The organism is Lelliottia sp. CFBP8978, assembly GCF_034046055.2.
Taxonomy (GTDB): domain Bacteria; phylum Pseudomonadota; class Gammaproteobacteria; order Enterobacterales; family Enterobacteriaceae; genus Enterobacter.
On record NZ_CM188253.1, the window covers coordinates 160568 to 182655 of the forward strand.

The 22088-nt window shown below is 53.8% G+C and carries 19 protein-coding genes, 1 tRNA gene and 1 other RNA gene; 12 read left to right on the forward strand and 9 right to left on the reverse strand.

Going from position 1 to position 22088, the window contains the following annotated elements:
* Positions 1-144 precede the first annotated feature (144 nt).
* A complete protein-coding gene (locus SOM82_RS00720; protein WP_320460698.1) occupies positions 145-1767 on the forward strand; it encodes an ABC-F family ATP-binding cassette domain-containing protein in 1623 nt (540 codons plus the stop codon).
* Between the two features lie 42 nt (positions 1768-1809).
* On the opposite strand, the gene SOM82_RS00725 is transcribed toward SOM82_RS00720, so the two are convergent.
* A complete protein-coding gene (locus tag SOM82_RS00725; RefSeq protein WP_154128611.1) occupies positions 1810-2097 on the reverse strand; it encodes an HTH-type transcriptional regulator in 288 nt (95 codons plus the stop codon).
* A 331-nt stretch (positions 2098-2428) separates the two neighbouring features.
* Between SOM82_RS00725 and SOM82_RS00730 the strand changes: the two genes are divergently transcribed.
* Complete coding sequence (locus tag SOM82_RS00730; RefSeq protein WP_154128612.1) at positions 2429-3139, forward strand: DUF3053 domain-containing protein; 711 nt, start codon at positions 2429-2431, stop codon at positions 3137-3139.
* 246 nt (positions 3140-3385) lie between these two features.
* The gene (gene cspE, locus SOM82_RS00735) at positions 3386-3598 is read left to right on the forward strand and encodes a transcription antiterminator/RNA stability regulator CspE (RefSeq protein ID WP_006177792.1); all 213 of its coding nucleotides are present in this window, start codon (positions 3386-3388) and stop codon (positions 3596-3598) included.
* Between the two features lie 65 nt (positions 3599-3663).
* Here the strand turns inward: cspE and ghrB are convergent, their stop codons facing one another.
* The 6 genes from ghrB to SOM82_RS00765 all read right to left on the reverse strand — a co-directional run bounded on the left by ghrB (position 3664) and on the right by SOM82_RS00765 (position 9708).
* Complete coding sequence (gene ghrB / locus SOM82_RS00740; RefSeq protein WP_320460699.1) at positions 3664-4638, reverse strand: glyoxylate/hydroxypyruvate reductase GhrB; 975 nt, start codon at positions 4636-4638, stop codon at positions 3664-3666.
* A gap of 26 nt (positions 4639-4664) precedes the next feature.
* Positions 4665-5945 carry an MFS transporter gene (locus tag SOM82_RS00745; RefSeq protein WP_320460700.1) on the reverse strand — a complete coding sequence of 427 codons (1281 nt, stop codon included), beginning with the start codon at positions 5943-5945 and terminating at the stop codon, positions 4665-4667.
* A 66-nt stretch (positions 5946-6011) separates the two neighbouring features.
* Positions 6012-6950, reverse strand: a complete 939-nt coding sequence (locus SOM82_RS00750) for a sugar kinase (protein ID WP_320460701.1) — start codon at positions 6948-6950, stop codon at positions 6012-6014.
* Between the two features lie 4 nt (positions 6951-6954).
* Positions 6955-7704: a sugar phosphate isomerase/epimerase family protein gene (locus SOM82_RS00755; RefSeq protein WP_320460702.1), complete on the reverse strand. Its 750-nt coding sequence runs from the start codon at positions 7702-7704 to the stop codon at positions 6955-6957.
* Positions 7705-7807: 103 nt separating this feature from the next.
* Positions 7808-8824 (reverse strand): LacI family DNA-binding transcriptional regulator, encoded by a 1017-nt coding sequence (locus tag SOM82_RS00760; RefSeq protein WP_320460703.1) that lies wholly within the window; start codon positions 8822-8824, stop codon positions 7808-7810.
* Between the two features lie 221 nt (positions 8825-9045).
* A complete protein-coding gene (locus SOM82_RS00765) occupies positions 9046-9708 on the reverse strand; it encodes an OmpA family lipoprotein (RefSeq protein ID WP_320460704.1) in 663 nt (220 codons plus the stop codon).
* A 215-nt stretch (positions 9709-9923) separates the two neighbouring features.
* Here SOM82_RS00765 and SOM82_RS00770 point away from each other — a divergent pair, with 215 nt between their 5' ends.
* Positions 9924-12203: a molybdopterin guanine dinucleotide-containing S/N-oxide reductase gene (locus SOM82_RS00770; RefSeq protein ID WP_320460715.1), complete on the forward strand. Its 2280-nt coding sequence runs from the start codon at positions 9924-9926 to the stop codon at positions 12201-12203.
* Here the strand turns inward: SOM82_RS00770 and SOM82_RS00775 are convergent.
* Both SOM82_RS00775 and tag read right to left on the reverse strand, forming a co-directional pair.
* Entirely contained in the window at positions 12166-12612 is a 447-nt protein-coding gene (locus SOM82_RS00775; RefSeq protein ID WP_320460705.1) for an N-acetyltransferase, read from the reverse strand. The genes SOM82_RS00770 and SOM82_RS00775 overlap by 38 nt on opposite strands.
* The gene (gene tag, locus SOM82_RS00780) at positions 12590-13171 is read right to left on the reverse strand and encodes a DNA-3-methyladenine glycosylase I (protein ID WP_320460706.1); all 582 of its coding nucleotides are present in this window, start codon (positions 13169-13171) and stop codon (positions 12590-12592) included. Before tag ends, SOM82_RS00775 begins: the two co-directional genes overlap by 23 nt.
* Positions 13172-13331: 160 nt before the next feature.
* On the opposite strand from tag, the gene SOM82_RS00785 reads away from it, so the two are divergent.
* The 8 genes from SOM82_RS00785 to dppC all read left to right on the forward strand — a co-directional run bounded on the left by SOM82_RS00785 (position 13332) and on the right by dppC (position 22084).
* The gene (locus tag SOM82_RS00785; RefSeq protein WP_154128622.1) at positions 13332-14033 is read left to right on the forward strand and encodes an autotransporter domain-containing protein; all 702 of its coding nucleotides are present in this window, start codon (positions 13332-13334) and stop codon (positions 14031-14033) included.
* Positions 14034-14271: 238 nt separating this feature from the next.
* A complete protein-coding gene (locus tag SOM82_RS00790) occupies positions 14272-15474 on the forward strand; it encodes an L-lactate MFS transporter (protein WP_154128623.1) in 1203 nt (400 codons plus the stop codon).
* 261 nt (positions 15475-15735) lie between these two features.
* Positions 15736-17427 (forward strand): kdo(2)-lipid A phosphoethanolamine 7''-transferase, encoded by a 1692-nt coding sequence (gene eptB / locus SOM82_RS00795; RefSeq protein WP_154128624.1) that lies wholly within the window; start codon positions 15736-15738, stop codon positions 17425-17427.
* A 91-nt stretch (positions 17428-17518) separates the two neighbouring features.
* Positions 17519-17595: transfer RNA gene (locus SOM82_RS00800), tRNA-Pro, on the forward strand.
* A 37-nt stretch (positions 17596-17632) separates the two neighbouring features.
* A non-coding RNA gene (locus SOM82_RS00805) (RtT sRNA) lies at positions 17633-17764 on the forward strand.
* A gap of 622 nt (positions 17765-18386) precedes the next feature.
* The gene (gene dppA / locus SOM82_RS00810) at positions 18387-19994 is read left to right on the forward strand and encodes a dipeptide ABC transporter periplasmic-binding protein DppA (protein ID WP_154128625.1); all 1608 of its coding nucleotides are present in this window, start codon (positions 18387-18389) and stop codon (positions 19992-19994) included.
* Positions 19995-20152: 158 nt separating this feature from the next.
* A complete protein-coding gene (dppB, locus tag SOM82_RS00815) occupies positions 20153-21172 on the forward strand; it encodes a dipeptide ABC transporter permease DppB (protein WP_154128626.1) in 1020 nt (339 codons plus the stop codon).
* Between the two features lie 9 nt (positions 21173-21181).
* Entirely contained in the window at positions 21182-22084 is a 903-nt protein-coding gene (gene dppC / locus SOM82_RS00820; RefSeq protein ID WP_154128627.1) for a dipeptide ABC transporter permease DppC, read from the forward strand.
* Positions 22085-22088: the final 4 nt, after the last annotated feature.

The following is a 22088-nucleotide window of genomic DNA, read 5'->3' on the forward strand; positions in this document are numbered from 1 at the left end:
CCAGATTGCCGCTATCCTGATCGGCGTTAACTTTTCTTCCCCGGAGCGCTTCCCGAAAATGAACAAACACGACTGATGAATTTCGATCCTTGCTAAACGCTTTTGCGTCAGCAGGGGATGTTTTGATTTCATTCAGGAATGCTTATGGCTCATTTTGCGCAATCCCCTTCTTTTATTTTGCATCAGGTCACCTGTCAGTTTGCAATGGGCGATATCCTTTTTGGCCCTGTGAATTTATCTCTGGAACCGTCGCTCTGCGCGCTGGTTGGGCGTAACGGTAGCGGCAAGACGCGGCTGTTACGAATGCTGGCAGGGCTGGACTCACCGGCAGAGGGGCATATCGAGCGTTTTGGTTCGCATGTTTACGTGGCACAGCAGCACGATATTTCTGCGCAGACCACCCTTGCCGAATTGCTTGGCTACGACCCCATTTTCGCAGCCCGTCGACGCATCGACAGCGGTGATTATCAGCCGGATGATCTGGAACGTCTCGACGGTTACTGGGACTTAGCGGAACGATTAACCGCGGCGTTTCTCACGGCCAATCTTCCTCCTTTTGATCCTGACCAACCGGCCTCAGAATTGAGCGGCGGCGAACGCGTGCGTGCGCTATTGTGCGGCGCATTTGCTGCCGGTGCTGACTTTTTGCTACTCGATGAGCCTACGAACCATCTCGACAGACAGGGACGCGAATGGTTTTACGCCCAGCTCGCCCGCTGGCAGGGCGGTGTGCTGGTGGCGTCGCACGATCGCGAGTTACTGGCACAGGTGTCACGTATTCTGGAACTGAGTGCATCCGGCTTGCACGTCTATGGCGGAAATTATGCCGACTACCAACGTCTGCGGGAGGCCGAACAGCAGTCTGCCCGTGCGGCTCTGGAACATGCAGCAACGGAGCGCAGACGAACGCGTGCGCGGATGCAAAAAGAACATGACGCAAGCCAACGACGCTCCGCGCAAACCCTGCGCACGGTAGATACACTTAACATCGCCTCGTTTGAGCGCATCAAATACAAGATGGCGGCCAAAGAGCGTCCGGGTGCATGGCGCAAACAGCATCGCGATCAAAACGATGCGCTCAATAGCGCCGTCAGTCAGGCCCGTGAAAGGGTCGAAGAGGATAATCCGGTGATGTTTACGCTACCGGGTAGCCGTCTTGCGGAAGGCAAGCAAGTGGTGGTGCTGGAGGAGGTGGTCCTGCCTTTCGTCGGGCTGGCGCCGATAAACTGGCGCATGGCCGGGCCGATGCGCGTGGCGTTACGTGGGCCGAACGGTTGCGGAAAATCGACTCTGCTGAACGTTATCCTGGGCAAGTGCCAGCCTGTTTCCGGGGTCTGTCGTGTGTCCGTCACCACTGCGTATCTCGATCAGCATCTGTCTCAACTGGATCTCACGCAGTCTCTTATCACACATCTCAGTCTGAATGACACGCCGCTAGAAGAGGGCGTGCTGCGAAGTCGTTTGGCACAGTTACAGCTGGGTGCCGATAAAGTAATGCTCCCGTTGGGTGAGCTGAGTGGCGGCGAGCGCTTGAAAGCGGCGTTGGCCTGTGTGCTGTGGCGGGAAAACCCCGCTCAGTTGCTACTACTGGATGAGCCAACCAACCATCTTGATTTGGCTTCGGTGCAGGCGATCGAGGCGGCGTTGGGCGGTTTTCCTGGCGCAGTGCTGGTGGTTTCGCATGATGATGCCTTTCTGAACGGACTGGGGCTAACGCATGAGATGGTATGGACAGAGGAGGGATGGCGCTGCGAACGGTATGGATAAAATACAAACCCCCGCAAATGCGGGGGCGATATAAGTACAGAGTTAATTTACGGCTTGCTGAACGGTGGGAGTTGCCTGAATCAGGCGCATCAGCTTTAACTCGGTCATGGAGGGTTTTACACGTTTTGATTCCCATTCATGAACCATCGCCACGCTGACACCCATTGCTCTGGCGAAATCATCGGTCTTCAGGCCCGTCCCTTTGCGCAATCGCTCAAATTCTGTAAAGGGATTAGGTTTTTGATTCGGGGTAATCGTCTGTGATAACTCTTTAAAAACAATTTGTTCCAGGCTGCTTAGCAGCTCAAACATAGGATCTTTAGATTCCATTAAGAACTCCTCATAAATCGCACAACGGGATCATGAACATCAGAGAGCCACTTAAGAATAGTCATTAAAACAAGCGAAGGATCGTAACGTATGTGATTAATCGTGCGGTAACTAACGCCTTACGCGTTTCAGCACATTGCGTAGTTATGCTAATTACCTGATTAATCATAAGCAGGCGTTGAGTGGTATTTTTTTGTAAATCCTAAGAAATAAATCGGCAATAGCCGTTTTGCATGAAAAGAGTATCTTGCAGGCCGCTCCTGGACTATTCTTGTCAGCGTTGGGCACGCGTGTGCCAGTGTGCGCTTTTTTGGGTGAAAGGAGTAAGAAAATGGCGACAGGAAAGTCCTGCTCTCGCTGGTTTGCGCCTGTTGCGGCGTTATTAATGGTGATTAGCCTGAGTGGGTGTTTCGATAAAGAAGGCGATCAACGCAAAGCGTTTATCGATTTTCTGCAGAATACCGTGATGCGCAGTGGGGAGCATTTGCCTACGCTGACTGCGGATCAGAAAAAACAGTTCGGCCCGTTCGTTTCTGATTACGCCATCCTTTATGGTTATTCACAGCAAGTGAATCAGGCGATGGATTCTGGGTTGCGTCCGGTTGTGGACAGCGTGAATGCGATTCGCGTTCCGCAGGATTATATGACCCAGCGTGAGCCACTTCGTCAGTCTAACGGCGCGCTTGGCGTGTTGAGCCAGCAGTTACAGAATGCAAAAATGCAGGCTGATGCTGCCCGCTCCGCGTTGAAACAGGGCGAAGATCTGAAGCCTGTGTTTGACAAGGTGTACGAGAAAGTGGTCACTAAACCTTCTGATGCGATGCAGCCGCTGATTCCGGCAGCGCAGATTTTTAGCCAGCAGCTGGTTCAGGTGGGTGATTTTATCTCCCAGCAGGGTACGCAGGTGAGCTTTGTCTCGAACGGTATCCAGTTCCCGACCTCTCAACAAGCCAGTCAGTACAATACGTTGATTGGGCCTCTGGCCTCTCAGCACCAGGCCTTTAGTCAGGCATGGGGCGCGGCAGTCAGCGCGACGGAATAAAATAAAACCCCGCCTCGTGCGGGGTTTTTTACGAATGAATCAAAATAAAGCTTGTCATTCATCTATCACATCGGTATAACTATTCCTGTCGGTTTGTTACACAGACCTAAAGCAGTTTAGTTAAGCAGTCCAGATGAGTTATCCAAAGATACCTTCGTAGTGACCCTTCCTTCATCGCTTAAAAATCTGTAACACATTCCATCATCGCGCCGGAAGGCAAAACGTATTTTTAAAAAGGTAATTTCTATGTCTGGTAAAATGACTGGTCTGGTAAAATGGTTCAACGCTGATAAAGGTTTCGGCTTCATCACTCCTGACGATGGCTCTAAAGATGTATTCGTACACTTCTCTGCTATCCAGAACGAAGGCTACAAATCTTTGGACGAAGGTCAGAAAGTTTCCTTCACCATCGAAAGCGGCGCTAAAGGCCCAGCAGCTGGTAACGTTGTAAGCCTGTAAGCTTCCAACTCAGCAGCACAAGAATTTAAAAACCCGCCTCTGGCGGGTTTTTTTCGTTTAGGGCTTTATGATTTTACCTGCGGGTTCACGCAGTTCTTTTCTGTCTTACCGTTCAGTGCGTCGATCAGATTATCCACCGCCGTGGCCGCCATGTTGTAGCGGGTTTCATGCGTGGCGGAGCCAATATGGGGCAGGGCAACCACATTGGGCAGCGTCAGCAGCGGCGAATCGACAGGCAACGGCTCTTGTTCAAACACGTCCAGACCGGCGGCGTGGATCTCTCCATTTTGCAGGGCCTCAATCAGCGCTTTTTCATCCACAACCGGGCCACGACCCGCATTGATGAAAATGGCTGATTTCTTCATTTTCTCAAATTCGGCTTTACCGATCAGATGATGGGTTTCATCCGTCAGCGGCAGGATCAGGCAGACATAATCCGCTTCCTGTAACAGCGTATCTAAATCACAGTAGCGGGCGTTGAAGCGCTCTTCGGCTTCGCTGTGGTGACGGCGCGCGTTGTAGAGAACTGGCATATTGAAGCCGAAATGGGCGCGCTGAGCCAGCGCCAGCCCGATACGCCCCATGCCAACGACGCCCAGCGTTTTGCCATGCACATCAACGCCGAACCAGTCCGGGCCGATGCTTTTGGTCCATTCTCCCGCCTTCACGCGCTCTGCAACTTCCACCACGCGGCGAGCGGTACTCAGCACCAGCGCCATCAGCGTATCGGCGACCGTTTCTGTCAGTGCGGTCGGCGTGTGCATCAGCAGGATTTTGCGTGCGTTGAGGGCCTCGACATCAAAGTTGTCGTAGCCCACCGAGATGGTCGATGTTGCGCGAAGCTTTGGCATTTTCTCCAGCAATGCGCTATCGACTTTATCGCTTGAACCCAGCAGCCCTTCGGCGCTGGCAAAGGCTTCTGCGTGCTGCGCCACGGTCTCCGGGCTCAAATTTTTCACCTGAGTCACGCTGAAGTGTTCTTCAAGACGTTTTTGCAGATCATCGGGCAGTGCTTTATACAAAATGACGGACGGCTTCATGCTAATCTCCGTTGATTTTAAAAGGTTCAGGCGTGGCGTGCGCCAGCAGGGAACTGTTGATTATTAGCAGGCTTAACAATCAAAGTAAGCCACACTGAAGCAAAAAGTGCCACCCCCATAAAAATGTATGAAGCTGAAGGATTACCGGTGGCGCCGTTCAGATAGCCAACAAACCAGGAGCCGAAGAATGAGCCGAGCGCGCCCATGCTGTTAATCAGCGCCATCGCGCCACCCGCGACGTTACGCGGCAGCATCTCCGGAATAATGGCAAAGAACGGGCCGTACGGGGCATACATTGCGGCACCAGCAATCACCAGCAAGGTGTAAGAGACCCAGAAGTGGTCGGTACCTACCGCCCAGGACCCGATAAAGGCGAAAGCGGCGATCAGCAGCAACGGCCAGACGAAAAGCTTACGGTTTTGCAGCTTATCGGATGCCCAGGAGACGACAATCATCGCAATGGTCGCGGCCAAATAGGGAACAGATGAGAGCCAGCCGACTTCGACCATGCCTAGGTTTTCGCCGCCGCTGCGAATAATGGACGGCAGCCACAGCACAAAACCGTAAACCCCAATACTCCACGCAAAATATTGCATACAAAGCAGGATCACGTTGCGCGAACGGAAGGCTTCGCTGTAGTTACGAACGGCTTTCAGTCCTTGTTGCTCTTTATCCAGCTCTGCCTGCAGCGCGGCTTTTTCCGCTTCAGAGAGCCATTTAGCCTGCGTCGGTTTGTCTTTGACCAGCACCCACCAGCAGAATGCCCAGATGATGGCCGGGAACCCTTCAATGATGAACATGTGACGCCAGCCGAACGACTGGATCAGGTATCCGGAGACCACTGACATCCACAGCACCGTGACCGGATTACCCAGAATCAGGAAGGTATTGGCGCGTGAACGTTCTGATTTGGTAAACCAGTTGCTGATGTAGATCAGCATCGCAGGCATAACGGCGGCTTCGACCACGCCGAGAATAAAGCGAATCGCGGCCAGCGCAGGGATATTATTGACCATCCCGGTGAGCGACGCGCAGGCTCCCCACAAAATCAGGCAGATGAAGATCAGTTTGCGTACGCTGCGACGTTCAGCGTAGATCGCCCCCGGGATCTGGAAGAAGAAATATCCCAGGAAGAACAGGGCGCCTAGCAGAGAGGAGACGCCCTTGGTGATCCCCAGATCTTCAGTGATCCCGGCAGCGGAAGCGAAACTAAAATTTGCGCGATCGAGATACGCCAGGCTGTACGTGATAAACACGATCGGCATGATGTACCACCAGCGTTTTACTGCATTGGTCGAGTTGTTCATAGGCTTGCCTCTGTGGTTGAGGTTTGTACCGCCGTGGTCTGTAGGGTACACGGAGGTAAATTGTTATCACTCAGATAGTTGTTTTCGCGTTGGAAGCCCTTCGCTATCGCCCTGCACCTGAATCGCCAGCGAGCCGATGGTGTTGCCGCGCGCGACGGCCTGATGCAGCGTTTTGCCTTCCAGTAGTGCGCTGATCACCCCCACGGCGAATCCATCGCCTGCGCCGACGGTATCGACAACGTTATCAACCTTCACCGCGGCCACCGCGCCTTTCTCTCCTGCGGCGGTTTTAAACCATGCTCCGTCGGCACCCGTTTTCAGCACGACCGCTTTCACGCCCTGATTCAGATAAAAATCGGCAATGCCTTCCGGTGTTGTTTCGCCAGTCAGGATCATGCCCTCTTTCACACCGGGTAAAACCCAGTCGGCCTTGAAGGCGAGGTGGTTCAGTTTTTCAACCATCTCCGCTTCGCTTTTCCACAGCACCGGGCGCAGGTTTGGATCGAAGGAAATGGTTTTCCCCTGGGCTTTCATTGTGCTGGCCGCATGATCAAGCAGGGTATAAGAGCTGGCCGACAGCGCTGCCGCTACGCCGCTCAAATGCAGATGCCGTGCCGAGGAGAAATATGCCGGGTGATAATCTTCGGTCGAAAGATGGCTCGCTGCGGAGCCTTTACGGAAATACTCCACAATGGGATCGGTTCCATTTTCGACTTTAGACTTCAGCTGAAACCCGGTCGGAAAGCGTCCGTCGAGCGTCACGCCTGCTGCATCAATCCCCTCTTTTTTCAGCGAATCGAGAACAAACTGGCCAAAGCTGTCGTTACCTACGCGGCTGACCCAGCCGACGTTCAAACCCAGACGCGCCAGGCCGGTTGCGACGTTCAGTTCGGCCCCGGCAACGCGTTTGATAAAGGAGTCGACGCTGCTCAGTTCACCGGTTTTGGTGGCGACAAACATGGCCATCGCTTCACCGATGGTGATGACATCCAGAGAGTCAGACATAGCGTTATTCCTCACGCAGTAAATTGACGTAATGGCGGGTCACCGCGGCTAAATCCGGGCCTTCGAGCGGGAATTCAATGCCGCGCGGCGCATCCGCCGGAAGGTGATTGAGCAGATCCAGCCAGCGAGAATCGGCGTTATCCGGCGCCACGGCGCGGTAGTGATGATGGTGCGGAACAGCGGCTTTGACGTGGATATAACTGACCGCTGGTGCCAGATGGCGGGCGGCCTCTTCCGGTGATTCGCCAACCCACAGCCAGTTGCCGGTATCAAATGTGAGGGTGACAGGTAATTCCATCACCCGACACGCGGCCTTGAAGCGCTGCATTGGCGCGAGTTGGCCGCAGTCGGTCTGGTCATTTTCGACAACCAGCGGCATACCGCTCTCAACGAGCAAAGCACGCAGCTCGTCAAGCGGTTGTTTGTCGCGGAAATGGCCGAGTGACACCTTGAGCCACAGCGCATTCAGCGTACTGGCTTCCGCGAGATAGCGCGGGAGTTCAGGATTGAGCGTGCCGTCGGGCATCAATAACGCGTCGGGGGCGGAGTAGCAGGCAAACAACCCCAGCAATTCGATTGACTGCGCCAGCGTTGGGAGTGTCTGCAACTCCTCATCGCTGAAGAGTTCACGCCGGATCTCGACGCCATCTGCGCCACCCGAAGCGATGATCGGCAGCATGGCTCGCTGTCCGCCTGCCTGACGTACCTTATCCGCGCCATACGCGGCGGTCACGACGATGATTTTCCTGGCCATTGGCTGATTCCTGTTCATAGCTGATAATAAATACGCTAGATGGAACCGGTTCCAAAAGAAAGGTCAGGATAGTGAATTTATGATCGTCATCACGAAGGGGAAATTAACGTGCGGTTGAACCCCGCACGATCAGCTCACCAGAGAAAACCTGCTCACGAACGGCATCGTTGAGACCTTCAATGCGGCGTACCACCTGTTCGACAGCGGCGTAGCCTATCTGCCAGGTGGGCTGTTTGAGCGTCGTAATGCCGACACCTGCCAGCTCTGCCCATTCCAGTTCGTCAAACCCTAACAGACCGATATCGCTGCCCCAGTGCAGTCCGATGCGCTTGAGGGAGCGTGCAACCTGCAGCGTGAGGGCACCGTTGGCCGAGATCACCGCTTTACGCATTCCGCGATGACGGGTATGGAACTGGCGCAGGGTATTATCCATTTGATCGGCTTCATGCAGCGGAATTTCGGCATTTTCGGCGATGACGCCGGGATAACGAGCCAAAGTGGCGCGAAATGCGCTCAGGCGATCGCGGCGGGTGTTGACCATTCCCAGCGGCTCGCTCATAAATAAAATCGCCTCAAAACCCTGCTCGATAAGATGTTCTGTGGCGGTTGTCGCCGCCTGAGTGTTGTCCAGCCCCACCACATCGCAGGCGAATTCCGGGATTTTGCGGTCGATGAGCACCATCGGCAGAGAGGATTGTTGCAGGCGGTTAAGCCCTTCTTCACGCATCCCAACGGCATTAACGACAATGCCTTCAACCTGGTAACTGCGCAGCAGATCGAGATAGTGCAGCTCCTGGTCCACTTCGTTATTGGTGTTACAGACCAGCGGCGTAAACCCTTTTTCGCGGCAGGCGGCTTCAATGCCACTCAATACGTTCACCGAGTAGGGGTTGGTAATGTCGGCGATAATCAGCCCGATAAGGCGGGTACGCCCGCGCTTCAGGCCGCGTGCCATCAGGCTGGGACGATAATCGAGTTCAGCGATGGCCTGTTCAATACGGGCCAGCAATGCATCGGAAAGCAGATGTTTCTCGCCATTCAGATAGCGTGAAATACTGGTTTTACCGGTTTTGGCGGCTTTCGCCACATCGCTGATGGTTGGCCGTGCTGATTTGCTCATCGTTGATTCCCTTGGGATTAGTGAGAACACCTTAGCGGGAAAAATAACTATGGCAAGCGCTTCGTGCCGGATGGTCTGTGTGGCCTGATGCCCTCACTCCGGCCCTCTCCACGGGAGGCTTTCCCTTGAGGGAGAGGGGGAAATGCGCACGCTGATGTCCGCATCCCCACAGTGAGAGGGCGAAAACACGCAACGGCAACGGGTGTTGCCGTTGGATTGACTTACTGAATCGGGCTTAAGGTGATCTCAACGCGGCGGTTTTGCGCTTTGCCTTCTACCGTACTGTTGCTGGCGATTGGATTTGCCGGCCCCATCCCGTTGGTGCGGATGCGGTTAGCGGCGACTCCCTGAGTAATGAGCGCGCTGGCGACTGAATCGGCACGCTGCTGAGACAGGCGCATATTCAGATCCTGACTGCCCGTGCTGTCCGTGTAGCCCGTCACGTTGACGGCCGTTTTACTGTACTCCTTCAGGACCATCGCCACGCCGGTCAGGGTGTTCGCGCCTGCCGGTTTAAGCGTTGCGCTGCTGCTGTCGAAGGTGACATTGTTTGGCATGTTCAGGATGATGTTATCGCCACTTCGCGTCACACTCACGCCTGTTCCCTGCATTTTGTCACGCAGTTTGGCTTCCTGCACATCCATGTAATAACCCACGCCGCCGCCGAGCGCTGCGCCTGCTGCCGCTCCAATCAGAGCGCCTTTGCCGCGATCTTTTTTCGAGGAGGAGAGCACGCCCACGCCTGCGCCTACCAATGAACCAATCCCTGCGCCAATACCGGATTTGCCCGCTTCGCGTTCACCGGTATAAGGGTTTGTGGTGCAGCCAGAAACAGCCAGAGCTCCGCTCACCAGAGCGGCAATAACGAGTACGCGTTTATTCATCTTCTTTCCTTAATCCTTTTTATTCTTTGCCACGACGCACGTGGCGGTTGATTATGACGTCCGGATACGTAGAAAATTCCGGGGATAACTCTGAAATTTGTGTCAAACCATAAACAGCCTCAAAGAAGGCCGTCATACCTGCAACAGCCAACCCAGGAGCGCACGCTTTGACCACCAAAACAAAAACGATTCTGACCGCAGCCCACTGGGGCCCGATGCTGGTTGAAACCGACGGCGAGAATGTGTTGTCCTCGCGCGGGGCGCTGCCAACAACGCACCCCAACTCGCTACAAACCGTTGTGCGCGATCAGGTTCACAGTAAAACGCGCGTGCGCTGGCCGATGGTGCGTAAAGGCTTTTTGGCCTCGCCGGATAAACCGCAGGGGATTCGCGGGCAGGATGAATTTGTGCGCGTGAGCTGGGACGACGCGCTGGCGCTGATCCACTCTCAGCATCAGCGCATCCGCGACAGCTACGGTTCTTCTTCCATTTTCGCGGGGTCGTATGGCTGGCGCTCCAACGGCGTGCTGCATAAAGCAGCCACCTTGCTACAGCGCTACATGAGCCTGGCGGGCGGTTACACCGGGCATCTTGGCGACTATTCCACCGGTGCGGCGCAGGCGATTATGCCCTACGTCGTGGGGGGCAATGAAGTTTACCAGCAGCAGACCAGCTGGCCGCTGGTGCTGGAGCATACCGATGTGGTGGTGTTGTGGAGCGCCAATCCACTCAACACCCTGAAAATTGCGTGGAATGCCTCGGATGAGCAGGGCATTCCTTATTTCGACGCCCTGCGTAAAAGCGGCAAGCGATTGATCTGCATCGATCCGATGCGTTCTGAAACGATGGATTTCCTGGGAGAAAGCGCCGAGTGGATCGCCCCGCATATGGGCACCGATGTCGCCATGATGTTAGGGATCGCCCATACGCTGGTGGAAAATGGCTGGCATGACGCTGCGTTTCTGGCGCGCTGCACGACCGGCTTTGACACCTTCGCCGACTACCTGACAGGGAAAACCGACGGTGTTGCCAAAACCGCGGAGTGGGCTGCGGAAATTTGTGGCGTTGAGAGCGCTAAAATTCGTGAACTTGCAGCGTTGTTCCATCAAAACACCACTATGTTGATGTCCGGCTGGGGAATGCAGCGCCAGCAGTTTGGCGAGCAAAAACACTGGATGCTGGTGACACTTGCGGCCATGTTGGGTCAGATTGGCACCCCGGGCGGCGGTTTTGGGCTCTCCTATCACTTTGCCAATGGCGGCAATCCGACGCGTCGCGCGGCGGTGCTGGCCTCGATGCAAGGTTCTGTGCAGGGGGGCATTGATGCGGTAGAGAAAATTCCGGTCGCGCGCATTGTCGAAGCGCTGGAGAATCCGGGCGGTTTTTATCAGCACAACGGGATGGATCGCCATTTCCCGGATATTCGTTTTGTCTGGTGGGCGGGCGGCGCTAACTTTACCCACCATCAGGATACTAACCGCCTGATTCGTGCCTGGCAAAAGCCCGAGCTGGTGGTTATTTCTGAATGCTTCTGGACGGCAGCGGCCAGACATGCCGATATCGTTCTGCCGGCGACGACCTCATTTGAGCGTAACGATCTCACCATGACCGGTGATTACAGCAATCAGCATATGGTGCCGATGAAGCGGGTAGTGCCGCCACGTGATGAGGCGCGCGATGATTTTGAGGTGTTCGCGGAGCTGAGTGAGCGCTGGGAGCAGGGCGGTCGGGAGCGTTTTACTGAAGGTAAATCCGATCTTGAATGGCTTGAGACGTTTTATCAGATTGCCGGACAGCGCGGCGCGTCGCAGGGCGTGACACTACCGCCGTTCGCCCAATTCTGGGAAGCGAATGAAATTTTCGAAATGCCAGAGAACGCAGAGAACGCCAGCTTTGTTCGTTTTGCCGATTTCCGCCGTGACCCGCAAACGCACCCGTTAAAAACGGAGAGCGGCAAAATTGAAATTTATTCGCAGCGTATTGCCAGCTTTAACTACGCCGACTGTCCGCCGCATCCTATGTGGCTGGAGCCAGACGAGTGGCACGGTAATGCGCAGCCAAAACAGCTGCAGCTGCTCTCTGCGCACCCGGCGCATCGCCTGCACAGTCAGCTCAACTATTCTTCCCTGCGCGAGCAGTACGCCGTCGCCGGGCGTGAGCCGATAACGCTACACCCCACGGATGCAATGGCGCGTGGTATCCATGATGGCGACGTGGTCCGCGTCTGGAACGCGCGCGGACAGGTGCTGGCGGGTGCAGTGGTGAGCGATGGTATTAAACCGGGTGTGATTTGTATTCACCAGGGGGCGTGGCCGGATCTGGAACGTAGCGAGGGCGGGATTTGTAAAAACGGTGCGGTCAACGTGCTCACCAAAGATCTCCCCAGCTCGAAGCTGGGGAACGGATGCGCAGGGAATACGGCGCTGGCCTGGGTAGAAAAATATCAGGGGCCGGAGCTTACGTTAACGGCGTTTGATCCGCCTGCCAGCTCATAATCCAGGTCGGGTGTTGCGTCTCTTCCTGCCACGCGCTGTCTTCAATACGAAAGCCCTGAGCATGGTAGAAATTCACCGCCCGGCTGTTTTTCTGATACACCTCCAGGCTTAAATACGGGAAGCGCTGTTGCACATAGTGGATCAGCGTGTGCCCGATCCCTTTACCCAGATGCGCGGTGGCGACAAACAGTGCGCCGATAAACTGTGATTGCATCACGCTGATAAAACCGCGCACCTCTCCGGCTTCTTCCCATACCCAGGTTTCTGCTGACGGGAGATAAGCATCGCGGACGAGCGCCTCGCTCTCTGTCCAGTAGCGCGCATCAATAAAGGGATGCGCTTCGGTCGTGCTTTCAAGCCATAAACTGAGCAGCGGCGCGGTGTTTTCACTTTGCCATTTGCGGATCATGTTGGCCTCCAGGGTGGCAAAAACAGCCCGTAATGTGATCGTTCACCAGGCCGCAGGCTTGCATGAAAGAGTAGCAAATCGTCGTGCCAATGAACTTGAAGCCGCGCTTTTTGAGCGCTTTTGACAGCGCATCTGATGCGGGCGTCGAGGTGGCAATTTCTGCCAGCGTTGCGGCCTGTGTGATCTGCGGCGTATGGTCGACGAACGACCAGACAAAATCTGAAAAGGATTCGCCGTTTGCTTCCATGGCCAGGTAAGCCCGCGCGTTGCCGATAATGGCCTGAATTTTACCTCGGTGGCGAATAATCCCGGCGTCCAGCACCAGTCTTTCCACATCTTCGTCGGTCATTGCCGCAACGTGTTCAGGATCAAAATGATGGAAGGCGTTACGGTAATTCTCCCGTTTTTTCAGTACCGTAATCCATGATAACCCCGCTTGCTGGCCCTCAAGACAGATCATCTCAAAGAGCTTTTTGCCGTCATTTTCTGGAACACCCCACTCTTTATCGTGATAGTCGATATAGAGCTGATCCTGGCTGACCCAACCGCAACGTTGCATAGGTTTTCTTCCTTATTAATGATGAATCCGCAAAAAATTCAACCAACCTGGCTTGACGTGTGTCTTAAAGAGACAATATTTAATTAAGGGTTATGCCCTCATACCTCTTTCTGAACAATGACAAATATCGCCGAACTCGGCTCTCTCTGGAGTCGCTTTGATGATGATAAAAAAAATCAGTGGTCGCCATGCCGTCACAGGCCTGGTGGGTGTATCAGCTTGCCTGTTTTTTTGTCACACAGCTTATGCCTGGCAACAGGAATATATCGTTTCGGATGCACAAAGTAATACGACGGAACGCTACACATGGGACGCCGATCACCAACCGCGTTATGAAGATATTCTCGCGGAGCGGATCCATTCTGCGCAGAATTTGCCGGGACTGGCGTTGAATATACCGGAAAGTTATCCGGCTGAATCCACCAGCACCATGAGCGTTGGACTGAATATTCCGGTGTCGCGTAATGTGACGACCGGGCCTGTGGCTGCGTGGCATTATGATGGTTCAGCGCCCACGATGTATAACGAGTTCGGAGATAATGGCGCTGCCTCGTTAACCGATCCGTTATGGCATGCCAGCGTGAGTACGCTCGGCTGGCGTGTTGATACCCGGTTAGGCGATCTACGGCCCTGGGCGCAGGTGAGCTACAACCAGCAATTTGGTGATAACCAGTGGAAGTCTCAATCCGGCATGAATCGAGTGTCTGCCTCAATGCAGTATGAAAACTGGATGGATGTCACGGTCGGAGCCGATGTTCTGCTCTATCCCCATATGGCAGCATATGCGTCGCTATCCCAGGCGGATAATACAATGACGGGTGAAGACTATCTGTACAGCCTCGGTGTGAGCGCGAGGTTTTAATATTGTTATTGCTAACAACCTTACGGTAACATCTTAAATACAACAACCATCAGGCCTGTAGCGATAGCAGGCACTAACAAATTCACTCTGTTCATTCCCGCAAGGTCATTCATTCCTGATTCCAGGCATTTCATTCCGTCTCTACTGCATTTCATGCCGTTTTACCCCTGCGCGTAGGGGGTTTTGTATATCGTTGTCTGCAGCGAATTCTTTTAATTTCTCTTGCAGGACAACTGCCATGAATAATTCAACTTACAACCGTACTCGTTGGCTGACACTTTTCGGCACCATCGTGACGCAGTTTGCGCTGGGATCGGTTTATACCTGGAGCCTGTTTAACAGCGCGCTCTCCGATAAGCTGGGTGTGTCGGTAAGCCAGGTCGCTTTTTCCTTCGGTTTACTGAGCCTGGGTCTGGCGTTGTCGTCCTCGGTCGCCGGGAAATTACAGGAACGTTTCGGTGTGAAGCGTGTAACCATGGCCTCGGGCATTATGCTGGGTGTCGGTTTCTTCCTGACCGCCCATTCTAACAACCTGATGATGCTCTGGCTCAGCGCCGGTGTGTTGGTGGGGCTGGCCGACGGGGCCGGTTATCTGTTAACCCTGTCAAACTGCGTGAAGTGGTTCCCGGAGCGTAAAGGCTTAATTTCAGCGTTCTCAATTGGTTCGTATGGCCTGGGAAGTCTCGGTTTTAAATTCATCGACTCGCACCTGCTGGCCTCCGTTGGCCTGGAACAGACCTTTATGATCTGGGGCGCAATCGTGCTGGTGATGATTGTCTTCGGTGCGACACTGATGAAAGATGCGCCTCAGCAGGCCGTCAAAACGGTGAACGGCGTCGTTGAAAATGATTTCACTCTCGCGCAGTCGATGCGTAAACCGCAGTACTGGATGCTCGCCGTGATGTTCCTGACGGCTTGTATGAGCGGCCTGTATGTGATTGGCGTGGCCAAAGATATTGCGCAGGGGATGGTGAAACTGGACGCTGCAACGGCGGCCAACGCGGTGACGGTGATTTCCATTGCTAACCTCTCCGGGCGTCTGGTGCTGGGGATCCTTTCTGACAAAATTGCCCGTATTCGCGTCATTACGCTGGGACAAGTGGTTTCCCTGGTCGGGATGGCGGCACTCTTGTTTGCCCCGCTGAATGAGATCACCTTCTTTGCGGCTATCGCCTGCGTCGCGTTTAACTTTGGCGGTACGATTACGGTGTTCCCGTCACTGGTGAGTGAATTCTTTGGTCTGAACAATCTGGCGAAGAATTACGGTGTGATTTATTTAGGGTTTGGTATTGGCAGTATCTGCGGATCGCTTATTGCTTCGCTGTTCGGTGGTTTTTATGTCACCTTCTGCGTAATATTCGCGCTACTTATCATTTCTCTGGCACTCTCCACGACGATTCGCCAGCCGCAGCGTGAAGTATTCAACGAAGCGCATGCATGATAACAAGCTGATAAGGCTGGGATTCCCGGCCTTATCTCTTTTGGATTCTCCCCGTTCTAGCCGCATTTCCCCCCTCTGAAATGATTTTTTTTGTAAATATCTACTGCAATCACACCTTACGCTGCCACTTTTACTGGTCCCTGTGGTCTACTTACCACGCTTAAAAGGTTTCCTTTAATGGTTGCCTGAGCGAATATCCACGCTGTTTGATTATCAATCAAAGGTGAATGGCGTAACTGCCCCTTTTTCCAGGTTGCTTGCATGAAATATATTAAATCGATGACACAACAGAAGCTGAGCTTTTTGCTGGCGTTGTACATCGGCCTGTTTATGAATGGCGCTGTTTTTTTCCGTCGGTTTGACGGCTATGCGCAAGAATTTACCGCCTGGAAAGGAATCGCAGCGGTAGTCGAGTTGGTCGGTACTGTTCTGGTCACCTTTTTCTTATTACGTTTACTTTCGCTCTTTGGGCGTCGGGTCTGGCGCGTCCTGGCCTCGCTGGTAGTGCTGTGTTCGGCAGGTGCCAGTTATTACATGACTTTCATGAACGTGGTCATCGGCTATGGCATCATCGCCTCAGTCATGACGACGGATATCGATCTCTCGAAAGAGGTCGTTGGGCTGCACTTCATATTGTGGCTGGTGTGTGTCAGCGTGCTGCCGCTGTTGTTCATCTGGAGCAACCGCTGCCGTTATACCCTGCTTCGTCAAATGCGAACGCCTGGACAACGTATCAGAAGCGTGACGCTGGTGGTGCTGGCGGGACTGATGGTCTGGGGACCGATTCGCTTGCTGGAAGTGAAGCAGAAGTATGATGAACGCACTTCTGGCGTGGATTTGCCAAGCTATGGCGGTGTGGTAGCGAATTCGTATCTGCCTTCAAACTGGATTTCTGCGCTGGGTCTGTATGCCTGGGCGCAGGTTGATGAGTCTTCTGATAATAAATCGCTGATGAACCCGGTGAAGCAATTCACCTACGTGGAGCCGAAAGATATCGACGATACCTATGTCGTGTTTATCATCGGCGAAACAACGCGCTGGGATCACATGGGTCTTCTGGGCTATGACCGTGACACCACGCCGAAACTGGCGCAGGAAAAGAATCTGGCCGCCTTCCGCGGGTACTCTTGCGATACCGCGACGAAGCTCTCTTTGCGCTGCATGTTTGTGCGTGAGGGTGGGGCGGAGGATAACCCGCAGCGTACGCTGAAAGAGCAAAATGTCTTCTCTGTACTGCGTCAGCTTGGCTTTACTTCCGATCTGTATGCGATGCAAAGCGAGATGTGGTTCTACAGCAACACCATGGCGCAGAATATTTCTTACCGTGAGCAGATTGGCGCAGAGGCGCGTAACCGCGGTAAGAGCGTCGACGATATGCTGCTGATTGATGAGATGAAGCTCTCCCTGAACGGTAATCCGAAGGGTAAGCACATGATTATCCTGCACACCAAAGGCTCACACTTTAACTATACCCAGCGATATCCGCGCAGTTTTGCCCGCTGGACGCCGGAGTGCGTGGGTGTTGATAAAGACTGTAGCAAAGAGGAGCTGATTAACTCCTACGATAACTCGGTGATGTACGTCGATCACTTTATTGATACCGTGATTGATCAGGTTCGCGATAAGAAAGCGATCGTTTTCTATGCGGCAGACCACGGTGAGTCGATTAACGAATATGAGCATCTGCACGGTACGCCGCGCAAGATGGCTCCGCCAGAGCAGTTCCGCGTGCCAATGATGGTGTGGATGTCGGATAAATATCTGGAGCAACCGGACAAAGCTAAAATGTTCGAGCACCTGAAGCAACAGGCGGACATGAAAGTGCCTCGTCGCCACGTAGAGCTTTACGACACGATTATGGGTTGCCTCGGTTATACCTCGCCGAACGGGGGAATTAACGAGAATAACAACTGGTGCCATATCCCTGACGGCACGAAAAAAGCGACTCAGTAAGCGACCTGGCGAGTTTCTCGCCAGTCGAATGGCTTTTTTATCATAAGGGATTGACGGGCGCGTACCCCAGCAGTAAGATGCGCTCCGCATTCGGCGAGTAGCGCAGCTTGGTAGCGCAACTGGTTTGGGACCAGTGGGTCGGAGGTTCGAATCCTCTCTCGCCGACCAAATTTAAAAAAGGCCAACCGTTAAGGTTGGCCTTTTTGCTATCCTCAATTCAACGAGGATGAGAAACTCCGGGGAAGAGGTTCGACCCGAGCGTAGCGAGAGAACGTTGCGACAGCAACGGCCCGAAGGGCGAGCCACGCAGTGGCGAGTTATCCTCTCTCGCCGACCACATTCAAAAAAGGGCTAACCGCAAGGTTGGCCCTTTTGGCATTATGGACTTATCCACGTCTACGTCTCAAAACGGTCCTTATCCCCGCTTTACCCTGTCTGTTAACGATTTTGTGACATAATCCATTGTATTTTTTTATATATGGATTGATCTTTTTTCGCGTTGCTTATGGATAACCTCAGCATTTTCCGCTGTGCGTTTTAACGTTCGCGGTATTAAGTGCTCAGATAATCACCATTCCGTAAGAAAATTTACGCGATCTGAATAAATGTTAATCACTGATTGTTGCGAAATATGAAGAGATTTGTGCTGCAAGATGAGGAGTAGCATAAATTTCCCTGCTGAAAATAGGTGCCTAAAGTTTTTTTAATCTTTGTTTGCGGTTTCTCACCCTCAACGTAAATCCCCGTCACCTGTATTGACGTTTTCACATTCTGTTGACAGATTGTAGGGCACGAGGGGCATTTCAGGGAGGATCTGCGCTGCAACTCTGTCGCTCTTCTGAAAGGAATCTCCATCCCTTATAACGCCTTCGGGCATCACCGACCGGACCGGGTAAAAAATAAATAAAGGTCAGGCGGCGTAACACAACAAAGCAAAAACATCACATTGGAGCAGAATAATGAGTATTTCCTTGAAGAAGTCAGGGATGCTGAAGCTTGGTCTGAGCCTGGTAGCTCTGACCGTCGCGGCAAGCGTACAGGCCAAAACCCTGGTTTACTGTTCTGAAGGCTCGCCGGAAGGCTTTAACCCACAGCTCTTCACCTCTGGTACGACGTACGACGCAAGCTCTGTACCTATCTATAACCGTCTGGTTGAATTTAAAATCGGCACCACCGAAGTTATTCCGGGTCTGGCTGAAAAGTGGGAAGTCAGCGAAGACGGCAAAACCTATACCTTCCACCTGCGTCAGGGTGTGAAGTGGCAGGACAACAAAGATTTCAAACCAACGCGTGAATTGACCGCTGACGACGTGGTGTTCTCTTTTGACCGCCAGAAAAACGCGCAGAACCCGTACCATAAAGTGTCTGGCGGCAGCTATGAGTACTTCGAAGGGATGGGTTTACCAGACCTGATTACCGAAGTGAAAAAAGTGGACGACAAAACCGTCCAGTTCGTACTGAGCCGTCCGGAAGCGCCATTCCTGGCTGACCTGGCTATGGACTTCGCTTCTATTCTGTCAAAAGAGTATGCGGACAATATGCTGAAAGCGGGCACCCCGGAAAAAGTGGATCTGAACCCAATCGGTACCGGTCCGTTCCAGCTGCAGCAGTACCAGAAAGACTCCCGTATTCTGTACAAAGCGTTTGAAGGTTACTGGGGCACTAAACCGCAGATCGATCGCCTGGTCTTCTCCATCACGCCAGACGCCTCTGTGCGTTATGCAAAACTGCAGAAAAACGAGTGCCAGGTGATGCCGTACCCGAACCCGGCTGATATCGCTCGCATGAAGCAGGATAAAAATATCAATCTGCTGGAGCAGGCGGGTCTGAACGTCGGTTACCTGTCTTTCAATACCGAGAAAAAACCGTTTGATGATGTGAAAGTGCGTCAGGCGCTGACTTACGCAGTCAACAAAGAAGCAATTATCAAAGCCGTTTACCAGGGCGCGGGTGTTGCCGCGAAGAACCTGATTCCACCAACCATGTGGGGCTATAACGACGACGTGAAGGATTACACCTACGACGTTGAGAAAGCGAAAGCGCTGCTGAAAGAAGCGGGTCAGGATAAAGGCTTTACCGTTGAGCTGTGGGCGATGCCGGTACAGCGTCCGTACAACCCGAACGCTCGCCGTATGGCTGAGATGGTTCAGGCTGACTGGGCAAAAATCGGCGTTCAGGCCAAGATCGTCACTTACGAGTGGGGCGAGTATCTGAAGCGTGCTAAAGCCGGTGAACACCAGGCGGTGATGATGGGCTGGACCGGGGACAATGGGGATCCGGACAACTTCTTCGCGACCCTGTTCAGCTGTGATGCAGCAAAACAAGGCTCCAACTACTCTCGCTGGTGCTATAAGCCGTTTGAAGATCTGATTCAACCGGCACGCGCAACTGACGACCACAACAAGCGTATCGAACTGTACAAGCAGGCTCAGGTTGTGATGCATGACCAGGCCCCGGCTCTGATCGTTGCGCACTCCACTGTGTACGAGCCAGTTCGTAAAGAAGTCAAAGGCTATGTGGTTGATCCGCTGGGCAAACACCACTTCGAAAACGTATCTGTTGAATAATAAGTAGGGTGTTCGCTCTCTCCTTAGGGAGAGGGCAGGGGTGAGGGCGTGCAGGCATTCCCTCACCCTAACCTTCTCCTGAGGGAGAGGGAATTTACATTTGTGAGCAATACAGACGTCACGCCCCTGGTCGTGCGTCATCAGAGAGAATCCGGGATATGTTGCAGTTCATCCTCCGACGTCTGGGACTTGTCATCCCCACGTTTATCGGTATCACCCTTCTCACTTTTGCCTTTGTCCATATGATCCCCGGCGACCCGGTAATGATTATGGCAGGTGAGCGTGGTATCTCCCCTGAACGTCATGCGCAGCTGCTGGCCGAACTTGGCCTCGATAAGCCGATGTGGCAGCAGTACCTCCACTATATCTGGGGTGTGATGCACGGTGATTTGGGCATTTCGCTGAAAAGCCGCCTTCCGGTGTGGGACGAGTTCGTGCCGCGTTTTAAAGCGACGCTGGAACTCGGTATCTGCGCCATGATTTTTGCCGTTGCTGTCGGTATCCCCGTCGGTGTGCTGGCTGCCGTTAAGCGCGGTTCTATTTTCGATCACACCGCTGTTGGCCTGGCGCTGACCGGTTACTCCATGCCTATCTTCTGGTGGGGCATGATGCTGATCATGCTGGTCTCCGTGCAACTCAACCTGACGCCAGTCTCTGGTCGTGTCAGCGATATGGTGTTCCTTGATGACTCCAATCCGCTCACCGGCTTTATGCTGATTGATACGGCTATCTGGGGCGAAGAGGGCAACTTCATTGATGCGCTGGCGCATATGATCCTACCTGCGATGGTGCTCGGGACGATTCCTCTGGCGGTGATTGTGCGTATGACCCGCTCATCAATGCTGGAAGTATTGGGTGAAGATTACATCCGTACCGCTCGCGCCAAAGGGTTGACCCGTATGCGTGTGATCATCGTTCATGCCTTGCGAAATGCGATGCTGCCAGTGGTGACCGTCATCGGTCTGCAGGTGGGTACGCTGCTGGCTGGCGCGATCCTGACCGAAACCATCTTCTCGTGGCCGGGTCTGGGACGTTGGCTGATTGACGCGCTGCAACGCCGCGATTATCCGGTCGTGCAGGGTGGTGTGCTGCTGGTGGCGACGATGATTATTCTCGTCAACCTGCTGGTCGATCTGCTCTACGGCGTGGTGAACCCGCGTATTCGTCATAAGAAGTAAGGGGCCATCATGTCACAAGTCACTTCAAATAAAGCTGTTTCTGCCCCGGTTCCTATGACCCCGATGCAGGAATTCTGGCATTACTTTAAACGCAACAAAGGCGCAGTGGTCGGCCTGGTGTACGTCACCATCATGATCATTATTGCCGTGTTTGCGAACGTTCTTGCACCTTATAACCCGGCGGATCAGTTCCGCGACGTGTTACTGGCTCCGCCAGCCTGGCAGGATGGCGGTACTTTTGCTCATCTTCTTGGTACGGATGACGTTGGCCGCGATGTGTTATCACGTTTGATGTACGGTGCGCGTCTGTCGCTGCTGGTGGGTTGTCTGGTGGTGGTGCTGTCGCTGATCCTCGGGGTTATCCTCGGGCTGGTCGCGGGATACTTCGGCGGCCTTGTCGACAATATCATTATGCGTGTGGTCGATATCATGCTGGCACTGCCAAGCCTGCTGTTGGCACTGGTTCTGGTGGCGGTCTTCGGGCCCTCGATTGGCAACGCCGCGCTGGCGCTGACATTTGTGGCGCTCCCTCACTATGTGCGATTAACGCGTGCGGCGGTGCTGGTAGAGGTGAACCGCGATTACGTCACGGCATCTCGCGTGGCGGGTGCGGGCGCATTGCGCCAGATGTTCGTCAATATTCTCCCGAACTGCCTCGCGCCGCTGATCGTTCAGGCGTCGCTTGGTTTCTCTAACGCCATTCTCGATATGGCTGCTCTTGGCTTCCTTGGCATGGGGGCGCAACCGCCAACACCGGAGTGGGGCACGATGCTCGCCGATGTGTTGCAGTTCGCGCAAAGCGCGTGGTGGGTCGTGACCTTCCCGGGTCTGGCGATTCTGCTGACGGTGCTGGCATTTAACCTGATGGGTGATGGTCTGCGTGATGCACTTGATCCCAAACTGAAGCAGTAAGAGG